The organism is Isoptericola variabilis (assembly GCF_050311655.1).
In the GTDB taxonomy this organism is placed as follows: domain Bacteria; phylum Actinomycetota; class Actinomycetes; order Actinomycetales; family Cellulomonadaceae; genus Isoptericola; species Isoptericola variabilis.
Genome location: NZ_JBNOZM010000001.1, coordinates 571,931 through 591,238 on the forward strand (window position 1 = coordinate 571,931; position 19,308 = coordinate 591,238).

A 19,308-nucleotide genomic window follows, 5' to 3' on the forward strand; every position below is an offset into this window, starting at 1 on the left:
CCCTCCCATTCCACCGCGGATCCCGCCGTCCGGGCCGGCCGGGTGCGGCATCTCACAGGTCGGCTCTGCACGGATCGTCCCTGATGGGCACACTGGGCACATGACCGACCCGGACACGACCGCCGCCCCCGACCCGCGGGAGGAGGCGGCGGCCCGGGGGTTGGTCGACGCGCTCGAGACGCTGCGGGCCCGGATGGGCGCCCTCCGCCTGCCGCTGGAGACGCCCGGCGTGGGCGCGGCGCGGGCCGACCTGCACCAGGCCGTGGACCAGCTCGACGACTACCTGCTGCCGAGGCTGCGGGCCGAGCGGGCGCCGCTGCTGGTCGTCGTCGGCGGGTCGACGGGCGCGGGGAAGTCCACGCTGGTCAACTCGCTGCTCGGCGAGCCGGTGTCCGCACCGGGCGTGCTGCGCCCCACCACGCGGGCGCCCGTCCTCGTGCACCACCCGCTCGACGCGCGCTGGTTCACCACCGACCGGGTGCTGCCCGGGCTCGCGCGCGTGACGTCGTCGGGCCACGTCTCGGACGCCGGGACCGCCGGGATGCGCCCGGGAACCGACAGGGGGCCGGACACCGGGCCCGGGACGGGGCCGGCGGAGGGCGCCGCGGCGCTGCGGCTCGTCGCGAGCGAGGCGCTGCCGCAGGGGCTCGCGCTCCTGGACGCGCCCGACATCGACTCCGTGGAGACGGCCAACCGCGAGCTGTCCGCGCAGCTGCTGGGCGCGGCCGACCTGTGGCTCTTCGTCACCACGGCGGCCCGGTACGCGGACGCCGTGCCGTGGGACCTGCTGAGCCAGGCCGCGCGCCGCCGCGCGCAGGTCGCCATCGTCCTCGACCGGGTGGACCCGGGCGCGGAGGTGGTGGCCGACGACCTGCGCCGGATGACGGCGGAGCACGGGCTGGGCGACGCCCGGGTCTTCGTGCTCGGCGAGGCCGCCGAGCAGGGGCCCGGGGCGCTCGTAGACGGCCTCCTCCCGGAGGCCGCGGTCGCGGAGATCGCGACCTGGCTGTCCGGGCTGGGCGGCGACCCCGAGGCACGGGCGCGGGTCATCGCCGCCACGCGGGACGGCGTCGTGGACGACCTCGTGCGGCGCGCCGTCGCGCTCGCCGAGACCGCGGACGGGCAGGAGGTGGCCGACGCCCGGCTGCGCGACGCCGTCCGGCGCTACCACGCGGAGGCGCTGGAGCAGGTCGAGACGGCGACGTCCGACGGCGCGCTGCTGCGCGGCGAGGTGCTGGCCCGCTGGCAGGACTTCGTCGGCACGGGGGAGTTCTTCCGGTCCGTCGAGGCGGGCGTGGGGCGCGTGCGGGACGCCGTCGCGCGGTTCTTCCGTGGCCGCCCGAAGGAGGCGCCGCAGGTGGAGCAGGCCATCGCGCACGGGCTGGAGTCCGTGATCCTCGACGCGGCGGAGCAGGCCGCCGAGCGGACGTTCGCGGCCTGGCGGAGCGACGGCGCGGGCGCAGCGCTCCTGGACGGCCTCGACCTGGCGCGTGCGCCCGCGACCCTGCGCACCGAGGTGGCGGAGCAGATCCGCGGCTGGCAGGAGGACGTGCTGGGGCTCGTGCGCGAGCAGGGCGCGGCGCGGCGGGGCACGGCCCGTGCCGTCTCCTTCGGCGTCAACGCGCTCGGCGTCAGCCTCATGGTCATCGTCTTCGCCTCGACCGCCGGGCTGACGGGCGCGGAGATCGGCATCGCCGGCGGCACGGCGATCGTCGCGCAGAAGCTGCTCGAGGCGGTGTTCGGCGACGAGGCCGTGCGCCGGCTGGCCGCGCAGGCCAAGGAGCGGCTGAACGGCCGCGTCGAGGCCGTCCTGCGCGGGCAGGCGGCCCGGTACACGGCGCAGCTCGACGCGCTCGGTACGCAGGAGACCGGCGCCGACGGCGTCCGGGACGCCGCGCACCGCGTCGCCGCGGCGGCCCGCGTCGAACGGGCGGCCCGAGCCGCCCCGACCGAGGGCGTCACCCGCCCGTGGAGCGGCGGGCTGCTCCGCGGCGCCGGAACCTTCCGCCCGCCCGAGACTCCGCCCGGCACCCGCGCCGGCGACGCGCCCGCCGCCGAGGAGGGCGCCCCGGAGCGGCGCGGCTGGTGGTCGCGCCGTCGGGCCCGGCGCGAGGAGGGGGACCGGTGAGCCGGATCGACCTGGCGGACCGGACCGCGGCGCTGGAGACGGCGGTCGTGGCGGCGAGCGGCCGCCTCGACCGCGAGCTGCTCGACGACGCGCGCGCCGTCGTGAAGCGGGCCCGCGAGCGCGGCGGGCTCTCCGCCGAGCACACGGTCGTGGCGCTCGCGGGCGCCACGGGCTCGGGCAAGTCGAGCGTGCTCAACGCCGTCGCGGGCGCCGAGATCGCCACCGTCGGGGTCCGCCGGCCCACGACGTCCCACCCCGTCGCGGCGGTGTGGGGAGACGGCGCCGGGCCGCTGCTCGACTGGCTGGAGGTCAGGCGGCGCCAGGAGATGGCGGCGGGCGACGACGGCGAGGACGAGGCCGCGCGGCCCTCCCGCCGCGGGCTCGCGCGCCTGCGGGGGCGGCGTGCCCCAGCGGGAATCTCCACTGGGCTGGTGCTGCTCGACCTGCCCGACCACGACTCGGTCGTCGTCGAGCACCGGGTCCGGGCCGAGCGGCTGGTGGAGCGGGCCGACCTGCTCGTATGGGTGGTGGACCCGCAGAAGTACGCCGACGCGGCCCTGCACGAGCGCTACCTGCGTCCGCTCGCCGGCCGGTCGGAGGTCGTGGTCGTGGTGCTCAACCAGACCGACCGGCTGTCGGACGCCGAGACCGACGCGATGCTCGCCGACCTGCGCCGGCTGGTCGCCGCCGACGGGCTCGACGGCGCCCGCGTGCTGGCGGTGTCCGCCGCGACAGGGCGGGGGATGGACCAGCTCAAGGGGCTGCTCGCGGAGGCGGCGGCACGCCGCGAGGCGGCGACCGCCCGGCTCGCGGCCGACGCCCGTGCCGCGGCCCAGCGGATCGCGGACGCGGCCGGGTCCAGCCCGGCGTCCCGCGCGGGGGAGCGGGCCGCGGGCGAGCTCGTGGACGCGCTCGAGGCCGCCGCGGGGGTGCCGACGGTCGCGGACGCGGTGGCGGCCACGCACCGGCGCGACGCGCACCTCGCCACGGGCTGGCCCGTCACCCGGTGGGTGTCGCGCCTGCGGCGCGACCCGCTGCGGCGGCTCGGGCTGCGGCGCGGCGCGGACGGGTCGGCGACGGGCGGCGCCGGAGCCGGTGGGTCGGTGGCCGGCGGCGGACCCGACCGGCCCGACCTGGTGCGCAGCTCCCTGCCGACGACGCGCCCCGCCGTGCGGGCGGCGGCGGCGTCCGCGGTGCGCCGGTACGTCGACGAGGTGACCGAGGGCGCCCCGGATCCCTGGGTGCTGGTGGCGCGTGCCCGGGCGCAGGACGCGATCGACCGGATGCCGGGCGACCTGGACCAGGCGGTCGTCGGCACCCGGCTGGAGGCCGCGCGCCGGCCGCGCTGGTGGGCGGCGGTGGGCGCGCTGCAGTGGGTGTTCCTGGCGGCGGCCGTCGTGGGCCTGCTCTGGCTCGCCGCCGCCGCGGTGGTGGAGTACTTCCGGCTGCCGTCGCTCGTCCTGCCGGTGCTCACGGTGGACCTCACGGGCTCGGGCGGCGGGGTGCTCGAGATGCCGTGGCCCACCCTGCTGGCGATCGGTGGGCTCCTGGCGGGGCTGCTGCTCGCGCTCGTCGCGCGGGTCGTCGCGGGGTGGGGCGCGCGACGGCGTCGTGCCCGCGTGCGCCGTCGGCTGCGCGAGTCCGTGTCGGGCGTCGCGGACCGGCTGGTGCGGGTGCCGGTGGGCGACGAGCTCGCCGCGCTCGCCCGCTGCCGCGCCGCGGCGGCGATCGCGGCGGGCTGACGCCGGTCCCGAGCGATGCCGTCCCGACGGGGCCGGCGTGCGACGATGCGGATCATGACCCGTCTGCACGTGCCCGTCCCCCTGCGCTGGTCGGACCTCGACGCCTACCAGCACGTCAACAACGTCGCGATGCTCCGCCTCCTGGAGGACGCGCGCATCACGGCGTTCTGGCGGCACCCGGAGGCCGCGGACGGCGAGGAGTGGCCCACCGCCGTCCTCGACACGGGCCCGCACGCGACGTCGCACACCCTGGTGGCCGGGCAGCAGATCGAGTACCTGCGCCCCCTCGGCTTCTCCCGCACCCCCGTCCGGGTGGAGATGTGGATCGGCGCCATCGGCGGCGCGAGCCTGGAGGTCTGCTACGAGGTGCACGACGGCGCCCCCGGCGGGTTCGAGCGCACCGGCCCGGCGTCGGGCGGCCAGGCGTACGTCAAGGCGGCGACGACGATCGTCGTCGTCGACGCCGCGACCGGCGCCCCGCGGCGCATCGCCGACGACGAGCGCGCGGCCTGGGAGGCGTACCTCGAGGAGCCCGTGACCTTCCGGCGCCGCGGCTGACGCACCGGAGTCCGACGCACAGGGTGGCCCCGGCCGCGGGGTGATGGCCCAGACCCACCACCCCTGCGTGGCCGGGGCCACCCCGGCGGCTCAGACGCTCCCGGGGTTCAGCCCGCGTCGCCCGCGGGGCGTCCGCCCGTGCACGCCGTCGACCCCGACGACCTGGACCCGTCCGGGTCGCCGCGGTCAGCCGGTCGTGCAGGTGGCACCGTTCACGCTGACGCTCGCGGGTGCGGACGTGTCCCCGGTGTGGGACGCGTTGTAGCCGACGGCCACCGACGCTCCCGGGGCCACCGTGCCGTTCCAGGCGGCGTTGGTGGCCGTGATCGTCGTGCCGGACTGGCTCCACGTCGCCGACCAGCCCTGGTCGAGGTGCTGGCCCGCGGGAAGGTCGGCGGCGAGGGTCCACGAGCTCCAGGCGGCGTCGGAGGTGTTGGTGAGCGTGACCGAGCCCGTGTAGCCGGTGGACCAGGCGTTCGCCGTCCAGGTCACCGCGCAGTCGCCGTCGGCGGGCGGGGCGGTCGGCGGGTCGGTCGGGTCGGGGTCGCCGTCGCCCGGGTCGGCGCCCCAGGCGTCCGCGAACGCGGTGTAGGCGGGCTTGGGCGCGTAGGACGCGTCCCACAGCAGCGCGGCGCCCTGGCCGGGGAAGACGTCGGGCACCCAGGAGTGGCCGTCGTCGACGCCCCAGACCGTGATGCCCGTGCACCGGTCCACGGCGAGGCAGGCCTCGGTCACGGTGCGGTAGTCGGCCGCCTGCTGCGCCAGGGAGGCCGACGACGCCGGCGTGGGCACCCGGATGTCCAGCTCGGTGATCCGGACGTCCACGCCCAGGTCGGCGAACCGCTGGAGGTTGGACCGCAGCGTGGACGGGACCTGCCCGCCGATGAGGTGGGCCTGGAACCCGACGCAGTCGACGGGCACCCCGTCGGCCTTGAGGTCCGCCACCAGGCGGTACATGGCGTCGCTCTTCGCGCCCGCCCCCTCGATGTTGTAGTCGTTGAGGCAGAGGTCGGCCTGCGGGTCGGCGGCGCGCGCGGCACGCAGCGCGTCGGCCACGTACCCGTCGCCGAGCACCCGCTGGAACACACTGTCGCGACGCGTGCCGTCCTCGTTCCACATCTCGTTGACGACGTCCCACGCGGCGACACGACCGGCGTAGCGGCCCGCCACGGCGTCGATGTGGTCGGTCATCGCCGCGCGCAGGTCCGTGGGGTCCGCCAGGGAGGAGACCCACCCCGGAAGCTGCGAGTGCCACACGAGCGTGTGCCCGTAGAGCTCGGCGTCGTGCGTCTCGGCGAAGTCGGCCACCTGGTCGGCCTGCGACCACGAGAACTGGCCGCGCGAGGGCTCGGTCGCGTCCCACTTCATCGCGTTCTCGCCCACGACCAGGGAGAACTCGCGCTCGGCGATCGCGGCGTAGCCGGGCTGGGACAGATGGCCGGGGCTGAGCGCGACGCCGATCGTGCGCCCGTGGCGAGCGGCGGCGTCGCGCAGCGGCTCGGGGTCGGCCGCGTGGGCGGGGGTCAGGGTCGCGGCGCCGACGAGGGCCGCGCCGACCGTCGGCAGGGCGGCGGCGAGGGCCGTCGCGACGACGGGGGCGCGCCGTCGTCGGCGACGACCGGGCCGAGGGGAGAAATCGTCGTCGAGTCGCTGATGCGTCGGTGCATCGCGCATGGTCGTCTCCTTGCCGGGAGTCCTGGTGGGGGGTCGCGGTGCGAGTCGTGAGGTGAGTCGGGGGAGTCATGGACCGGCCGTGCCCGCGAGATGGGCCGGACAGCGCCGAGGTAGTCCTCCCCGTGCCGAGATGGTGGACTGGACCACGACCTCGGCACGGTTCGGACCACCTCGGCAGGAGGTGGACTACCTCGGCGAGATCAGTCGCAGGCCAGCGGGCCGTCGGCCGGCGCCGTCCCGTTCGCGACGAAGCCCACCGTGGTGGACGCCCCCGGAGCGAGGTCGGCGTTCCACGCCGCCCCCGTGATCGTGCCGCCCGAGAGCACACCACCCCACAGGTTCGTCGTGGACAACCCGGCCGGAGCGGTCACCGCCCACCCCGGCGCACCGTCGTCACCCGCGGTGACCACGACCTGCCCCTGATACCCGCCCGACCACGAGTTCGTCGTCGAGTACACCGCCGTGCACGCACCCTCCACCGGGTCCGGACCACCGTCGTCCGCCCCCGTGGTCACGCTCACCGGCTCCGACGCCGCCGAGGTGTTCCCCGCCGCGTCCCGCGCCGTCACCGTGATCTCGTACGTCGTCTTCGGGTCCAGACCGGTCACCGTGGCCGACGTCGTCGAGGACGTCGTCGCGGCCTCGCCGTCGACCAGCACGCTGTACCCCGTCACCCGGGTGTCGTCCGTCGACGCCGACCACGACACCGACACGCTCGTGCCGTCCGCCGTCGCCGTCACGCCCTGCGGCACGCTCGGCGCCGTCGTGTCGGGGTCCGGGTCCGGACCCGGGTCGGTGCCGCCGTCGCCGATGGGCGGGTACGCGTTGGTCACGAGCATCGCGAACTGCGACTCGAACCACTGGCCGGCGAGGGGCGCGTCCGGCAGCGCACCGGTGAGCAGACCGTCCAGCTTGGGCGAGTTGAACGTCGGGTCGCACATCCGGTCGAACTTCTTGCCCTGGTCGTTGTCGATCTCCTCGGAGGCGCCGTCGGACTCGCCCGGGGGCTTCACCCACACGAACGCGTCGAGGTGGGAGTCGGGGTAGCCGGAGGGCGTGGCCTGCGGCCGCTCGCCGAGGCCCGCGCCGGACGGGTTGCACCATGCGCCGCGGTGGTTGCGGCGGTCGACGCGGGACTCGTCGACGTAGGTGTTGAGGTCGGTCGACGTGCTCTCGGCGCTGGGCCGGTCGGGGCCGCCCCAGCCGTTGCGGGACGTGTCGATCAGCATGCCGATCGAGGACGGGAAGCCCTCGGCGACGAGCAGGTCGTACAGGTGGGCGGTCCAGTCCGCCTCGTCGAAGTCGGTGTTCCACTGGTAGAACTCGGCCTGGCGCACGAAGCCCCCGCTGCCGAAGTTCTCGTCCTCGAGGAACGGCTCGGTCAGGGGTGTCGAGTTCGCCGTGTTGGTGACGAAGCCGGCCACCGAGTCGAAGCCCGCCTCGGTGCTGCCCACCACCTCCGCGAAGAGCTGGGCCGCGGGCTGGGCGTTGTTCGGCCAGCCGAGCCAGCCGGCGTGCGCCGCGTCGATGTAGCTGTACACGTTGCCGACGTCGTGCAGGCGGTCCAGCGCGTACGCGACGCCCTCGCGGTAGTACGGCGCGGCCTGCTGGCACAGCGGCTCGCTGCTGTTGGTCACGAGGTTCGGCAGCGAGTCGGGCTCGACGGTCGCGACGATCCGCAGGTCCTCGTACGCGGGGTCGTCGAGGATGTCGACGATGGCGTCGATGTACTCCGTCTCGTAGCGCTGCATGCCCTCGTCCGCCGCGGGCAGCTCGCCGTTGGAGGCGAGCGCATAGCAGTCGCGCCCGGGCAGGTCGTAGATCACGAGGTTGAACACCAGCGGCGTGCCGGCCCGCTTCTGCGCGACCGCCGCGTCGAGGTGCGCCCGCAGCCCGGGGCCGTCGGCGTTGCCCTCGATGGCGCTGATCCGGTCCATCCAGACGGAGGTGGGCTCGTTCGCGACGGCGCGCATCGAGTCCCCGAGCGAGCCACCGGCCCGGTCCGCGGCGGCCTCGACGTTGTCGGACCAGTACGAGTTGACGTACTGGTCCGCGCCCGCGAAGGGGTTGTCGACGCGGGGCTCGGCCGCACCGGCCGACGTCGCGGCGCCGAGCGGCGCCGCCACGAGCGCCGCGACGGCGGCCGTCGTCGCGGCGGCACGGCCCCGTCGCCGCTGCCGTCCCCGTTCCGGCGCACCCTTGCGCCGTTCCCAAGCTGATCGCACAGGAGCCTCCTGGATCGTCAGTGCCCGGGTGCGGCGGGGCGGGCGCGCCTCCCCGCTGATCCCGGGCGTCGGGCCGTCGGCGCCGACGGCCCCAACCTGGCAACGGCGGCCGATGCCGGACAGTCGGCGAAACGTTTAGGCGGGGGCGGGCGCCGTGGAGCCCCGGATGACGAGCCGGGCGACGGCGGTGCGGGCACGGCCGGGGGACTCGCCGCCGTCGGTGGCCGCGGCCTCCCCGCCGCCCAGCAGCGGCCGCACGACGGCGCCGGCCGCGGCGCCGAGCTCCGCCCAGGGCCGCGACACGGCCGTCGCGGCGGGGTGCACCAGGCGGCACGTGGGGGAGTCCTCGAGCACCAGCACGGACAGGTCCCACGGCACGTCCAGGCCGCGCTGGCGGGCGGTCTCCAGCACGGCGAGCAGCGCGACGTCGCCGTCGGCGACGACGGCGGTCGGGTGGTCGTCGGTGGCGAGCAGCCGCGCGGCGCCGGCGGCGGCGTCCTCGACGGTCCGGTAGTCGACCCGGTCGACGACGAGAGCGGCGCCCGGGACCGTGGTGTCGAGGGTGTCCAGGGTGTCGAGGGCGTCGAGCAGGGCGGCCGCGGGGTCCTCGTGCGCGTCGCGGGCGAGGAGCGCGACCCGCACGTGCCCCAGCTCGCGCAGGTACTGCGCGGCGCGCTGCTCGGCGTCCCCGGCGAACCAGACCGCCGCCTCGCCGCCCGGCTGCCCGGGGCGCGGCGGCGCGAGCGGCACGAGGGGGACCCCGCCGTGGTGCGCGGCCCTGGCCCGGGGGTCGTCAGGGGTCAGGCCGGCCACGACGAACGCCGCGTGCCGCCGCTCGGTCCACGCGTGCTCGAGGCCCCGGGCGGCGGCCTCGCGGTCGGGGGCCACGTCGACGACGACGTCGGTGGCGGGTGCCTCGTCGTCCACCTGGAGCGCCGACCGCAGGCCGAGGGCGACGGCGGTCGCCCGCACGGCGTCGGCGGGGCCGACGGCCTGCACCGACACGCTGTGCGGGGCGGAGCGCAGCGAGCGGGCGGCGGCGCTCGGGCGCCAGCCCAGGTCGGCGGCGGTGCGCAGCACGTGGCGTCGCGTGCGGTCGGACACCCCCGGGCGCCCGTTGAGGGCGTACGAGACGACGGCGATCGAGACGCCCGCCGCGCGTGCGACGTCGGTGATGGTGATGCGTCGGGCGCCGACGGCGGGCAAGGGCCCGGTGCGGCTTGGCGTGGTCACGCTCCCACACTGTGCCGGGAATCGGTGCAGAATGCACCCGGGAACGTGCGCGGTACTCGACGGCGAGGACGGTGGTACGGATGACGACGGTCGGTGCTCAGGGAAGGGGCCCCACCGGCGGGCCGCGGACGGTCGGGGTGGTCAGCCCCGTGCTCGGCGGGTACTACTTCGGGCGGGCCCTGGCCGGCGCGGCCCGGGTGCTGCGGGCCGGACGCCACCGGCTGGTGGCCCTGCAGACGTACCCCGCGGACCTGGACCGGGCGGAGTTCCCGGCCGTGCCGCGCAGGCGCACGCTGGTCGGCGGGTCGCGGTGCGACGGGCTCATCGTCGTGACGAGCGCGCTCGAGGACGACACGCTGCGGCAGATCCACGACTCGGGCACGCCGCTGGTGCTCGTCGGCGTCGGCCCGGTCGAGGGGGTCTCGGCACCGAACCTCGGGCCCGACAACGCGGGGGCGGCGCGCGCCGTCGTCGACCACCTCGTCGCGCACGGCCACCGGCGCATCGGCTTCCTGGGCGCCACGGACCAGACGGACACCCGGGAGCGGTACGACGCGTACCGCGCCGGGCTCCTCGCGCACGGCATCGAACCCCGCCAGGAGTGGCACTACCGCACCCGCGACAACCAGGAGGCGGGGGCGCAGGCCGTCGCCCGGCGGCTGGCCGAGGCGGGGGACGGGACCCTGCCGACGACGGCGACCCTGGCCGCCACCGACCGCAACGCCGTCGGCTTCATGCGGGGGCTGAGCTCCCACGGCCTGGCCCTCCCGGAGGCGCAGGCCGTGGTGGGCATCGACCACTCCGACCTCGGGGCACGGATCCGGCCCCGCCTGTCGAGCGTGGACCTGCTGCACGACGCCGTGGGGGAGCGTGCCGCCCAGCTCGTGCTGGCGATGATCGCCGGCGAGCGCGTGACGGGGGAGCACCGGCTCGGCCGCTCGGCGCTCGTGCTCCGCGAGTCGTGCGGGTGCGACGCCGGCGCGCGCGGGCACGTCGTCCTGTCGGGGGCGGGGGAACGTGGGCGCGACGACACCGACGGGCCGTCGGGCGCGCCCGGGGCGGACGGAGCCCGCCGTGCGGACGGGGAGGCCGCCGACGTGCCGGCGGCCGGCGTGGACCCCGGCCTGGACGACGTCGCGCCCGTGGTGCTCGCACGCGAGCACGGCCGGGACGCGTGGGTGGCCGCGGTACGGCAGGTGCTGGCCGCCGCGGCCGACCGGGGACTGCGCGCCCCGGCGCCGGCGCTGCGGGCGCTCGCCGACGCGACGGCCCGGCTGCGGCCTTCGCCCGACGCGCTCGAGCAGCTGGTGCCCGCCCTGCACGTCGAGGCGGCGCGGACCGTCCGCAGCCACCGGCGCGCCGCCGCGCGCCGGCTGTCGAGGCAGGCCGACGGCGCGGAGCCCGCCCGGCGCGGGACCGGGGCGCTCGGCCCGGCCGCGCGCCGGACGGCGCTCGAGACCACCGTGCGTGACGTCGTGGTGGCGCTGGCGCGCGGCACGGTCGCCGGCACCCTGGGCCGGGCGGGGCGCCTCGAGCGCGAGCTCGCGGAGCAGTACGAGGTGGACCTGGAGATGATGCGTGCCGACGGCGACGCGCTGCGCAGCCTGGACTGGCTCCCGCGCGGGCACGACGGCGTGGCCGCGCTCGCGCTCTGGGTCGACGACGCCGAGGCGCCGGGGGGACGGGCCCTGCGGGTCGTGGGGGCCCGCGGGGGCGCGACGGGCCCGCGACGCCTGGTCGGCACCACCTACCCGCCCCAGGAGTTCCCGCCGCCGGAGCTCACCGACCCGACGTCGCCCACCGTCGTCGTGCCCGTCGGCTTCGGCCGGTCCGACCGGGGCATGCTCGTCGTGAGCGGGCTCGTCGACACCCGGGCGACGAGCACGCGGGCGCGCTACAACCACTGGGCGGCCATGCTCGGCGTGGCCCTCGACGCGGAGGACACGCTCAGCGCCCTGCAGGCCCAGCGCCGCGAGCTGGCCGACGCCGCGGAGCGGGAGCGGGTGCTCGCCCTCGAGGTCGCCGCCGGGCACGAGCGGACCGCGCTCGTGTCCATCGCGTCCCACGACGGCACCTGGGACTGGGACGTCGAGGCCGGCCGCGTGCGCTACTCCGACGCGTGGGCCCGCATCGTGGGGTGCGACCCGGCCGGCATCGGCGACGACCCGCAGGAGTGGCTCGGCCGGGTGCACCCCGACGACGCCCGCCGCGTGCAGTCCGCGGTGGCCGCGCAGCTGTCGGGGTCGCACCAGCCGCTCGACGTCGAGCACCGGCTGCGCGCCGCCGACGGGCGTCACGTGACGGTGCGCTGCCGCGCCGTCACCGTGCACGACGCCGGCGGGCGCGCCGCCCGCATGGTGGGGGCGATGGCCGTCGTCTCGGACGTCGCCCTGTTCCGCAGCGAGCTGCGCGAGCGGGTGCTGGTCGACCCCGCGACCGGGCTCGTGGCGCGCGAGCTGTTCGTCGACCGCCTCGAGCGCGCGATCTCCCGCGCGCGGCGGGTGGGGGCGTACGGCTGGCAGGTCCTCGCCGTCGGGTTCCCCGCACCGCCGTCCGCCCTGGCGCTGCGCCGGCTGCACGGCGAGCTCGCCCCCGACGACTGCGCGTACGGGCCCGCGCCGCGCGACGTCGTCGTGCTGCTGGACGGGGCGGGCGTCGCCACGGCTCGCGACCGCGCCGCCCGGCTGCGGGCCCTGCTCGGGGCGCAGGCCGTCGTCGTGCACGCCGCCGGCACGGGACACCCCGAGCCCGCCCCCGAGGACGTCCTCGGGTCCGCGCGCGGCGGCGACGCCATCGAGGTGCTGCGGCGGGCAGGCGACCTGCTGGCGCGCCGCCGCGCCTGGCTGGTGTCGCCCCGGCCGCCCCGCGCCTGACCGGCACCTGACCGGCACCCGAAACGTTTCCGTGCGTTGCCCCGGGTGCGGGACCGCGCCCAGCCTCGGGGGGTGCTCGACGCCCCCGTCGCCGCCGGCGGACCGCGGGGCGGGGCGAGCCTCCCAAGGATGAGAGGTGGACGCACGATGCCACAACGCATGCCACGACAGATGCCACGAGAGCTGGCGCAACCACTGTCACGAACGCCCCGGCCGCACCCGGAGCCCGGACGGGCCCGCCGCGCGGTCGCCGTGGGGGCCGCGCTCGCGGCGCTCGCGGCGCTCGCCGCCGCCGGGCCCTCCGCGGCGGCGCCCGGTACCACCGCCGCGCCCGCGGCGAGCGTCCCCGCGGAGCGCACGCTGCTCGTCGACGGCGAGTACACGCAGCGGTTCCTGGAGCTCTACGACAAGGTCCACGACCCGGCCAACGGCTACTTCTCGCCGCAGGGCATCCCGTACCACGCGGTCGAGACGCTCATGGTCGAGGCGCCGGACTACGGCCACGAGACCACGAGCGAGGCGTACTCGTTCTGGCTGTGGCTCGAGACCTCCTACGGGCAGGTGACCGGCGACTGGGAGCCGTTCAACCACGCCTGGGACACGCTCGAGAAGTACATGATCCCCACCACGGAGAACCAGCCGACCAACGCGGCCTACGACCCGGCCAAGCCGGCCACGTACGCCCCGGAGTTCGACCACCCGAGCCAGTACCCGTCCCAGCTCGACACGGGCGTGTCCGTGGGCCGCGACCCGATCGGCGCGGAGCTCGAGTCCACCTACGGCACCCCCGAGGTGTACGGGATGCACTGGCTCGCCGACGTGGACAACGTCTACGGCTTCGGCGCCGCGCCCGGCTCGTCCGAGCTGCTGGGGCCGGACCACGAGGGCACGTCGTACATCAACACGTTCCAGCGCGGCCCGCAGGAGTCCGTGTGGGAGACGATCCCGCAACCGTCGATGGACGACTTCTCCTACGGCGGCGAGAACGGTTACCTCGACCTGTTCACGGGCGACGCGTCGTACGCGAAGCAGTGGAAGTACACCAACGCCCCCGACGCCGACGCCCGCGCCGTCGAGGCCGCGTACTGGGCCAACAAGTTCGCCGCCGAGCAGGGGCAGCCCGAGGCCGTGGCCGACACGGTGGGCAAGGCCTCCAAGATGGGCGACTACCTGCGCTACGCCCTGTTCGACAAGTACTTCAAGACGCCGGGCTGCGAGTCCACGTCGTGCGCCGCCGGCACGGGCCGCGACAGCGCGCACTACCTGCTGTCCTGGTACTACGCGTGGGGCGGCGCGCTCGACACGGCGTCGCCGTGGGCGTGGCGCATCGGCTCCAGCCACGCCCACTTCGGGTACCAGAACCCGATGGCGGCGTGGGCGCTGTCGAACGACCCGGACCTCGAGCCTGCGTCGCCGACCGCGTCCGACGACTGGGCCACCAGCCTCGACCGTCAGCTCGAGCTGTACCAGTGGCTCCAGGCGCCCGAGGGCGGCATCGCGGGCGGCGCGACCAACAGCTGGGAGGGGCACTACGCCGACCGGCCCGACGACGTCGCCACGTTCTACGGGATGGCCTACCAGGAGGCGCCGGTCTACCACGACCCGCCGTCCAACCAGTGGATGGGCATGCAGGGCTGGGGCGTGGAGCGCATCGCGCAGCTGTACGAGGAGACGGGCGACGAGCGTGCCGAGGCAGTCCTCGACAAGTGGGTGCCCTGGGTGATGGACCACATCACCGTCACGGACGACTCGTGGCAGGTCCCCTCGAACCTGGCCTGGTCGGGACAGCCCGACGACTGGGATCCCGCGGACCCCGGCGACAACGCCGGGCTGTCCGTCGAGGTCACCGCCTACGGGCAGGACGTCGGCGTCGCGGGCGCGCTCGCCCGGTCGCTCATGTACTACGCGGCCGGCGGCGAGGGGGAGCAGCACGCGCAGGCCCAGCAGGTCGCGCACGACCTGCTCGACGCGATCTGGACCCAGAACAGCGACCCGATCGGCGTCTCCACCACCGAGACGCGCGCCGACTACTCGCGGTTCGACGACGTGCTGACCTCCGAGGGCGGCGACGGCGTGTACGTGCCCGAGGGCTGGACCGGCACGATGCCGAACGGCGACGAGATCGGGGCGGGTTCGTCGTTCCTCGACCTGCGGTCGTTCTACACCGACGACCCGCAGTGGCAGAAGGTGCAGGACCACCTCGACGGCGGCCCGGCGCCCGAGTTCACCTACCACCGGTTCTGGGCGCAGACGGCGGTCGCCACGGCGCTCGCGGACTACGACCGGCTGTTCGGCGAGGACGTCCCCACGGACGACACGACGGCGCCGAGCGTGCCGCAGGGCGTGACGGCGACGGCGGACGGCACGAGCGTGTCGGTGTCGTGGTCGGCGTCGACGGACGACACGCGGGTGACGGGGTACAGCGTGCTGGTCGACGGCGAGGCCGCGACGACGTCCTCGACGACGTCGGCCACGGTGACCGGTCTGGACCCGGAGACGACGTACGAGATCACGGTGACGGCGCGGGACGCGGCGGGGAACACCTCGGCGGCGTCGGAGCCGGTGAGCGTGACCACGGGGGCGGACGACGGTGGTCCGGGCCCGGTGGAGGGTGCGTGCACGGCGGTGTACTCGACGACGAACTCGTGGTCGGGCGGGTATCAGGGGCAGGTCGTGGTGACCGCGGGTGACGACGGTGCGCCGGGTTGGGCGGTGACCGCTCCGGCGGGGTTGTCCACGACGAACCTGTGGGGTGGTGTGCTCTCGGGCGGCACGATCACGGGGGCGGCGTGGAACGCCGACCTCGCTCCGGGGGCGTCCACCACGGTGGGCTTCGTCGCGAACGGGACGGCGCCGGCCGACGGCCCGCTGGCCTGCGACTGACCGCACCCACCTCAGGACCCGGCGGCCGGGGCGTCCCGCGGGGCGCCCCGGCCGCCGTCGTGCGCGACCCGCACCGACGCTCCTCGGAGGACGTCAGCCGAGCAGGTCCAGGACGGCGCGCTCGGCGGCGGAGCGGGTGCGGGTCGGGCCGATCGTCTCGCCGTGCTCCCACAGGTCGATCAGCCGGGGGTCGATGTAGGACGCGCGGGCGACCGCGGGGGTGTTGCCGAGCTCGTCGGCGACGTCGCGCACGATCTCGGCGACCACCCGTCGCCGCCCCCGCTGCGAGCGCGGCGGCGCGCCGACGTCGGCCAGCGCCCGGGCCGCGAGCACCGTGGCGTGCCAGGTGCGGAAGTCCTTGGGCGTCGCGTCCTCGCCCAGGCGGTCCTTCACGGCGGCCTGCACGTCCGCGCTGGTGACGTCGTGCCAGCCCGTGCCGTCGTCCTCCCGCCACGCGAGCAGGTCGGTGCCGCCGCGGCGGCGCTTGAGGGTCGTGACGAGGGCGGCCACCACCGGGTCCTCGACGAGCACGTCGCGCCGCTGCCCCGACTTGGCGGGGTAGCGGAAGTGCACGCTCCCGTCGCGCCGCACGGTGGCGTGCTCCTTGCGGATCGTCGCGAGGCCGTAGCTGCCGTGGCGCGCCGCGTAGACCTCGCCGCCGGCGCGGAAGTACGCGTCGTCGAGGAGCCGGAACGCGAGGGCGAGCACGCGGCGCCGGCCGACGCCGTCGCGACCCAGGTCGCGCGTCACGGCGGCGCGGGCGCCGGGGAGCCGCCGGCCGACGTCGAGCACGTGGTCGTGCTTGCGTCGTGCGCGCCGCGCCCGCCACTCCTCGTGGTAGAGGTACTGGCCCCGCCCGGCGGCGTCCCGGCCGAACGCCTGCAGGTGGCCGTCCGGGTAGCGGCAGATCCACACGTCGGTCCAGGCGGGCGGGATCGCCAACCGCGTGCAGCGGGCCACCTCCGCCGCGTCCTCGAGCGGCGCGCCGTCGACGTCGAGGAACACCCAGCCGTCCCCCTTCGCACGCCGGGAGTAGCCGGGGGAGGAGGCGGAGACGTGGCGCAGTCGCACGCGCACAGTGTGCGGCGCGGGCGCGGTCCCCGCAGGCCGCCGCGGTGAGGCACGGGGAGAGGCGCCGTCAGGCGGGGAGCCGGATCATGCCCTCCTGCGCGATGCTCGCCACGAGCCGGCCCTCGCGGTCGTAGACGCGGGCGAGGCCGAGGCCGCGCCCGCCCTGCGCGCCGGGCGACTCCTGCACGTACAGCAGCCAGTCGTCGGCGCGCGCGTCGCGGTGGAACCACATGGCGTGGTCGAGGCTCGCCATCGGCACGGTGCCGCCGACGTCGATCCACGACTTCCCCGCCTGGCGGAGGATCGGCTCGAGCATCACCTGGTCGCACGCGAACGCCAGGAGCGCGCGGTGCAGCAGCGGGTCGTCGGACTCGATGGCGTGCCGGGCGCGCACCCACACCTGCTGGGTGGGCTTCGGCTCCGGGTCGGGGCCCAGGTACAGCGACCCGCCCACGTGACGCAGGTCGAAGGCCGACTCGTGCGACCAGAACTTCGCGGCCGGGTGGTCGATGCCCTCGAGCACCTCGATCGCCGACGGGACGTCCTCGGGCGCCGGGACGCCGGGGGGCGCGGGCTCCGAGGTCTCGTAACCGGGCTGGTCGGTCTGGAACGACACCGTGAGCGACAGGATCGGCTTGCCGTGCTGGATCGCGTGCGTGCGGCGTGCGCTGAAGGACCGCCCGTCGCGCAGCCGCTCGACGGCGAAGTCGATCGGGGTGTCCAGGGCGCCCTCGCGCAGGAAGTAGGCGTGCAGCGAGTGGGGCAGCCGGTCGTCCTCCACCGTGCGGCCGCACGCCAGCAGCGCCTGGGCCAGCACCTGGCCGCCGTACACGCGGCGGCCGGGGCCGGGCACGCTGTCCCCGCGCCACAGGTCGTCCTCGCCGCGCGGGCCCCAGCCGTCGACCTCGCGCAGGTCGAGCGCCGCCAGCAGGCGGTCCAGGGCGTCGGGGATGCCCGCCGGGGCCGGCGTGGTGGTGGACGTCTCGCTCACACGCGCTCCAGGTCGTTTCGCAGGTCGATTCGCAGGACGGGTCGAGGGGGTGTCGGGGTCACTCGTCGAACGTGTTGATCATGCTGTACGCGGCGCGCTCCAGGTAGTCCCACAGCTGGGACTCGTGGATCGGCGCCAGGTCCAGCGCGTCGACGGCGACGCGCATGTGCGCCAGCCAGCGGTCGCGGGCGTCGGGGTTCACCTTGAACGGCGCGTGCCGCATCCGCAGGCGCGGGTGACCGCGCTGCTGGCTGTACGTCGTCGGGCCGCCCCAGTACTGCTCGAGGAAGAGCGTGAGCCGCACCTTGGCCGGGCCGAGGTCCTCCTCCGGGTACATGGGGCGCAGCACCTCGTCCGTGGCGACACCCTCGTAGAACACGTCGACGAGGCGCTCGAACGTGGCGTGCCCGCCGACGGCCTCGTAGAACGACTCGGGAGGCGACGCGGGTGAAGTCTGGTCCGTCACGGGGTCATCCTCCCAGACACCCGCGGTGCCGCTGCTCCCGCTCTGCGCCCGAGAGCGTTAGGCTGATCACGGACCTGCAACGACGCGCTCCACGGGAGGCCCCCATGACCATCGCCCCGAACAAGGCCGACGACATCCTCGCTGCGCTCGGCGGCAGCCGGAACGTCGTCGAGCTCGAGCCCTGCATCACGCGGCTCCGGGTCGAGGTGAGCGACCCGGCCCTCGTGGACGACCAGGGGCTCAAGGCGTCGGGCGCGTTCGGCGTGGTGCGCTCGGGCCGCGTGGTGCAGGTCATCGTGGGCCCGGAGGCCGACGACCTCGCCGCCCAGATGGACCCGCTGCTCGTCTCCTGATCGACTCCTGATCGACTCCTGGTCGACCCGGGGCGTCAGGCCTCGGACTCCTCGATCATCGCCGGCTCCACCTCCGCGGGCTGCTCGAGCACGCCCGCCGTGCGCAGCTCCGCCTGGGCGTGCCGGCGCAGCTCGCGCGAGACCTCCCACTGGTCGCCGGGCCGCGTCTGCGCGTGCAGCGTGAACGTCATGGTGATGTCGTTGACGGCGTCCACGCCGCGCACCGACGGGGCCTCGAGGAGGAGCGGCGACAGCTCCGGGTCCGCCTGCACGGCGTCGGCCGCGCGGCCGAGCGCGGCCCGCACCACGTCGACGTCGGCGTCCAGCGGCACCCGCACCTCCGCGACGGAGCGCGACCACTGCTGCGTCATGTTGCCCGCCCGCAGGATCTCGCCGTTGCGCACGTACCAGAGCGTGCCGTCGAAGGCCCGCACCTGCGTCACGCGCAGCTGCACCTCCTCGACCGTGCCGACCGCCCCGGAGCCCAGGTCCACCGTGTCGCCCACGCCGAACTGGTCCTCGACCAGCAGGAAGATGCCGGAGATGAAGTCCTTGACCAGCGCCTGGGCGCCGAAGCCCAGCGCGATGCCGACGACACCGGCGGAGGCGATCAGCGGGGCCACGTTGACCTCGAGCTCCGCCAGGACCATCAGCGCGATGATCGTGCCCACGACGATGTTGGCGGTCGAGCGCAGCACCGACCCGACCGTGCGCGCCCGCTGCGCGCGCCGCTGGCTGGCCAGCGGGTTCGCCATCGCGATCGCGTCCTCAACGAACGGCGTGCGCTGCAGGTAGCGGCGCCAGGCAGGGCCGCCCTCGGCGGTGGTCGTGCCCGAGCCCGTGGCGATGCGCTCCGTCACATGGCCGATCACGCGGCGCAGCAGCGCGAGGATGAGCAGCCCGACCACCAGGATGATGAGGATGTGGAGCGGCCAGCCCGTGAACCACGTCCAGAACGACTCGCCGGCGTCGGCCGCGGCCTTGATGGTGTCCTCGACGGCGGACTCGGTGTTCGTCGCGCTCGGGCTGGGCGTCGGGTCCGGGGTCACCGCCGTCGGGGCAGCGGTCCGGAGCGTGGAGATCGCGGGGGTCACCCGCCCCACGGTAGCGA

Annotated in this window: 13 protein-coding genes; 6 read left to right on the forward strand and 7 right to left on the reverse strand. The window is 76.0% G+C overall.

Annotation, left to right across the window (positions count from 1 at the left end; translation table 11 throughout):
- Nucleotides 1–100 precede the first annotated feature (100 nt).
- Genes ACQP60_RS02765 through ACQP60_RS02775 form a run of 3 tightly spaced genes read left to right on the forward strand, consistent with a single transcriptional unit; the run spans nt 101 to nt 4,428 of the window.
- Nucleotides 101–2,128 (forward strand): dynamin family protein, encoded by a 2,028-nt coding sequence (locus tag ACQP60_RS02765; RefSeq protein WP_429728293.1) that lies wholly within the window; start codon nt 101–103, stop codon nt 2,126–2,128.
- The gene (locus tag ACQP60_RS02770) at nt 2,125–3,870 is read left to right on the forward strand and encodes a dynamin family protein (protein ID WP_429728294.1); all 1,746 of its coding nucleotides are present in this window, start codon (nt 2,125–2,127) and stop codon (nt 3,868–3,870) included. The genes ACQP60_RS02765 and ACQP60_RS02770 overlap by 4 nt, the downstream gene beginning before the upstream one ends.
- 54 nt (nt 3,871–3,924) lie before the next feature.
- The gene (locus ACQP60_RS02775; RefSeq protein ID WP_429728295.1) at nt 3,925–4,428 is read left to right on the forward strand and encodes an acyl-CoA thioesterase; all 504 of its coding nucleotides are present in this window, start codon (nt 3,925–3,927) and stop codon (nt 4,426–4,428) included.
- A gap of 186 nt (nt 4,429–4,614) precedes the next feature.
- Here ACQP60_RS02775 and ACQP60_RS02780 read toward each other — a convergent pair whose 3' ends face one another.
- From ACQP60_RS02780 to ACQP60_RS02790, 3 genes are all read right to left on the reverse strand, one after another.
- Nucleotides 4,615–6,102: a glycoside hydrolase family 10 protein gene (locus ACQP60_RS02780; RefSeq protein ID WP_429728296.1), complete on the reverse strand. Its 1,488-nt coding sequence runs from the start codon at nt 6,100–6,102 to the stop codon at nt 4,615–4,617.
- A 200-nt stretch (nt 6,103–6,302) separates the two neighbouring features.
- Nucleotides 6,303–8,327, reverse strand: a complete 2,025-nt coding sequence (locus tag ACQP60_RS02785) for a glycoside hydrolase family 6 protein (RefSeq protein WP_429728297.1) — start codon at nt 8,325–8,327, stop codon at nt 6,303–6,305.
- Nucleotides 8,328–8,462: 135 nt separating this feature from the next.
- Nucleotides 8,463–9,560: a LacI family DNA-binding transcriptional regulator gene (locus ACQP60_RS02790; protein ID WP_429728298.1), complete on the reverse strand. Its 1,098-nt coding sequence runs from the start codon at nt 9,558–9,560 to the stop codon at nt 8,463–8,465.
- A gap of 80 nt (nt 9,561–9,640) precedes the next feature.
- On the opposite strand from ACQP60_RS02790, the gene ACQP60_RS02795 reads away from it, so the two are divergent.
- Together ACQP60_RS02795 and ACQP60_RS02800 are read left to right on the forward strand one after the other, a co-directional pair.
- Nucleotides 9,641–12,433, forward strand: a complete 2,793-nt coding sequence (locus tag ACQP60_RS02795; RefSeq protein ID WP_429728299.1) for a substrate-binding domain-containing protein — start codon at nt 9,641–9,643, stop codon at nt 12,431–12,433.
- Nucleotides 12,434–12,604: 171 nt separating this feature from the next.
- Nucleotides 12,605–15,316, forward strand: a complete 2,712-nt coding sequence (locus ACQP60_RS02800) for a glycoside hydrolase family 48 protein (RefSeq protein WP_429728300.1) — start codon at nt 12,605–12,607, stop codon at nt 15,314–15,316.
- 93 nt (nt 15,317–15,409) lie between these two features.
- On the opposite strand, the gene ACQP60_RS02805 is transcribed toward ACQP60_RS02800, so the two are convergent.
- The 3 genes from ACQP60_RS02805 to ACQP60_RS02815 form a co-directional block, all read right to left on the reverse strand.
- Nucleotides 15,410–16,387 carry a DNA topoisomerase IB gene (locus ACQP60_RS02805; protein WP_429728301.1) on the reverse strand — a complete coding sequence of 326 codons (978 nt, stop codon included), beginning with the start codon at nt 16,385–16,387 and terminating at the stop codon, nt 15,410–15,412.
- Nucleotides 16,388–16,454: 67 nt separating this feature from the next.
- Nucleotides 16,455–17,378 (reverse strand): acyl-CoA thioesterase, encoded by a 924-nt coding sequence (locus tag ACQP60_RS02810; RefSeq protein ID WP_429728302.1) that lies wholly within the window; start codon nt 17,376–17,378, stop codon nt 16,455–16,457.
- Nucleotides 17,379–17,436: 58 nt separating this feature from the next.
- Nucleotides 17,437–17,844, reverse strand: coding sequence for a globin (locus ACQP60_RS02815; RefSeq protein WP_429728303.1), 408 nt, complete (start codon nt 17,842–17,844; stop codon nt 17,437–17,439).
- A gap of 104 nt (nt 17,845–17,948) precedes the next feature.
- On the opposite strand from ACQP60_RS02815, the gene ACQP60_RS02820 reads away from it, so the two are divergent.
- Nucleotides 17,949–18,197 (forward strand): PTS sugar transporter subunit IIB, encoded by a 249-nt coding sequence (locus tag ACQP60_RS02820; RefSeq protein ID WP_429728304.1) that lies wholly within the window; start codon nt 17,949–17,951, stop codon nt 18,195–18,197.
- Nucleotides 18,198–18,232: 35 nt separating this feature from the next.
- On the opposite strand, the gene ACQP60_RS02825 is transcribed toward ACQP60_RS02820, so the two are convergent.
- Nucleotides 18,233–19,291 (reverse strand): mechanosensitive ion channel family protein, encoded by a 1,059-nt coding sequence (locus tag ACQP60_RS02825; RefSeq protein ID WP_429728305.1) that lies wholly within the window; start codon nt 19,289–19,291, stop codon nt 18,233–18,235.
- Between the last annotated feature and the right edge of the window lie 17 nt (nt 19,292–19,308).

Bases quoted from the DNA above. Each gene is read 5' to 3' on its own strand.
- ACQP60_RS02775 (WP_429728295.1), top strand. From the start codon at position 3,925: ATGACCCGTCTGCACGTGCCCGTCCCCCTGCGCTGGTCGGACCTCGAC.
- ACQP60_RS02800 (WP_429728300.1), top strand. From the start codon at position 12,605: ATGCCACGAGAGCTGGCGCAACCACTGTCACGAACGCCCCGGCCGCAC.
- ACQP60_RS02765 (WP_429728293.1), top strand. From the start codon at position 101: ATGACCGACCCGGACACGACCGCCGCCCCCGACCCGCGGGAGGAGGCG.
- ACQP60_RS02820 (WP_429728304.1), top strand. From the start codon at position 17,949: ATGACCATCGCCCCGAACAAGGCCGACGACATCCTCGCTGCGCTCGGC.
- ACQP60_RS02795 (WP_429728299.1), top strand. From the start codon at position 9,641: ATGACGACGGTCGGTGCTCAGGGAAGGGGCCCCACCGGCGGGCCGCGG.
- ACQP60_RS02780 (WP_429728296.1), bottom strand. From the start codon at position 6,102: ATGCGCGATGCACCGACGCATCAGCGACTCGACGACGATTTCTCCCCT.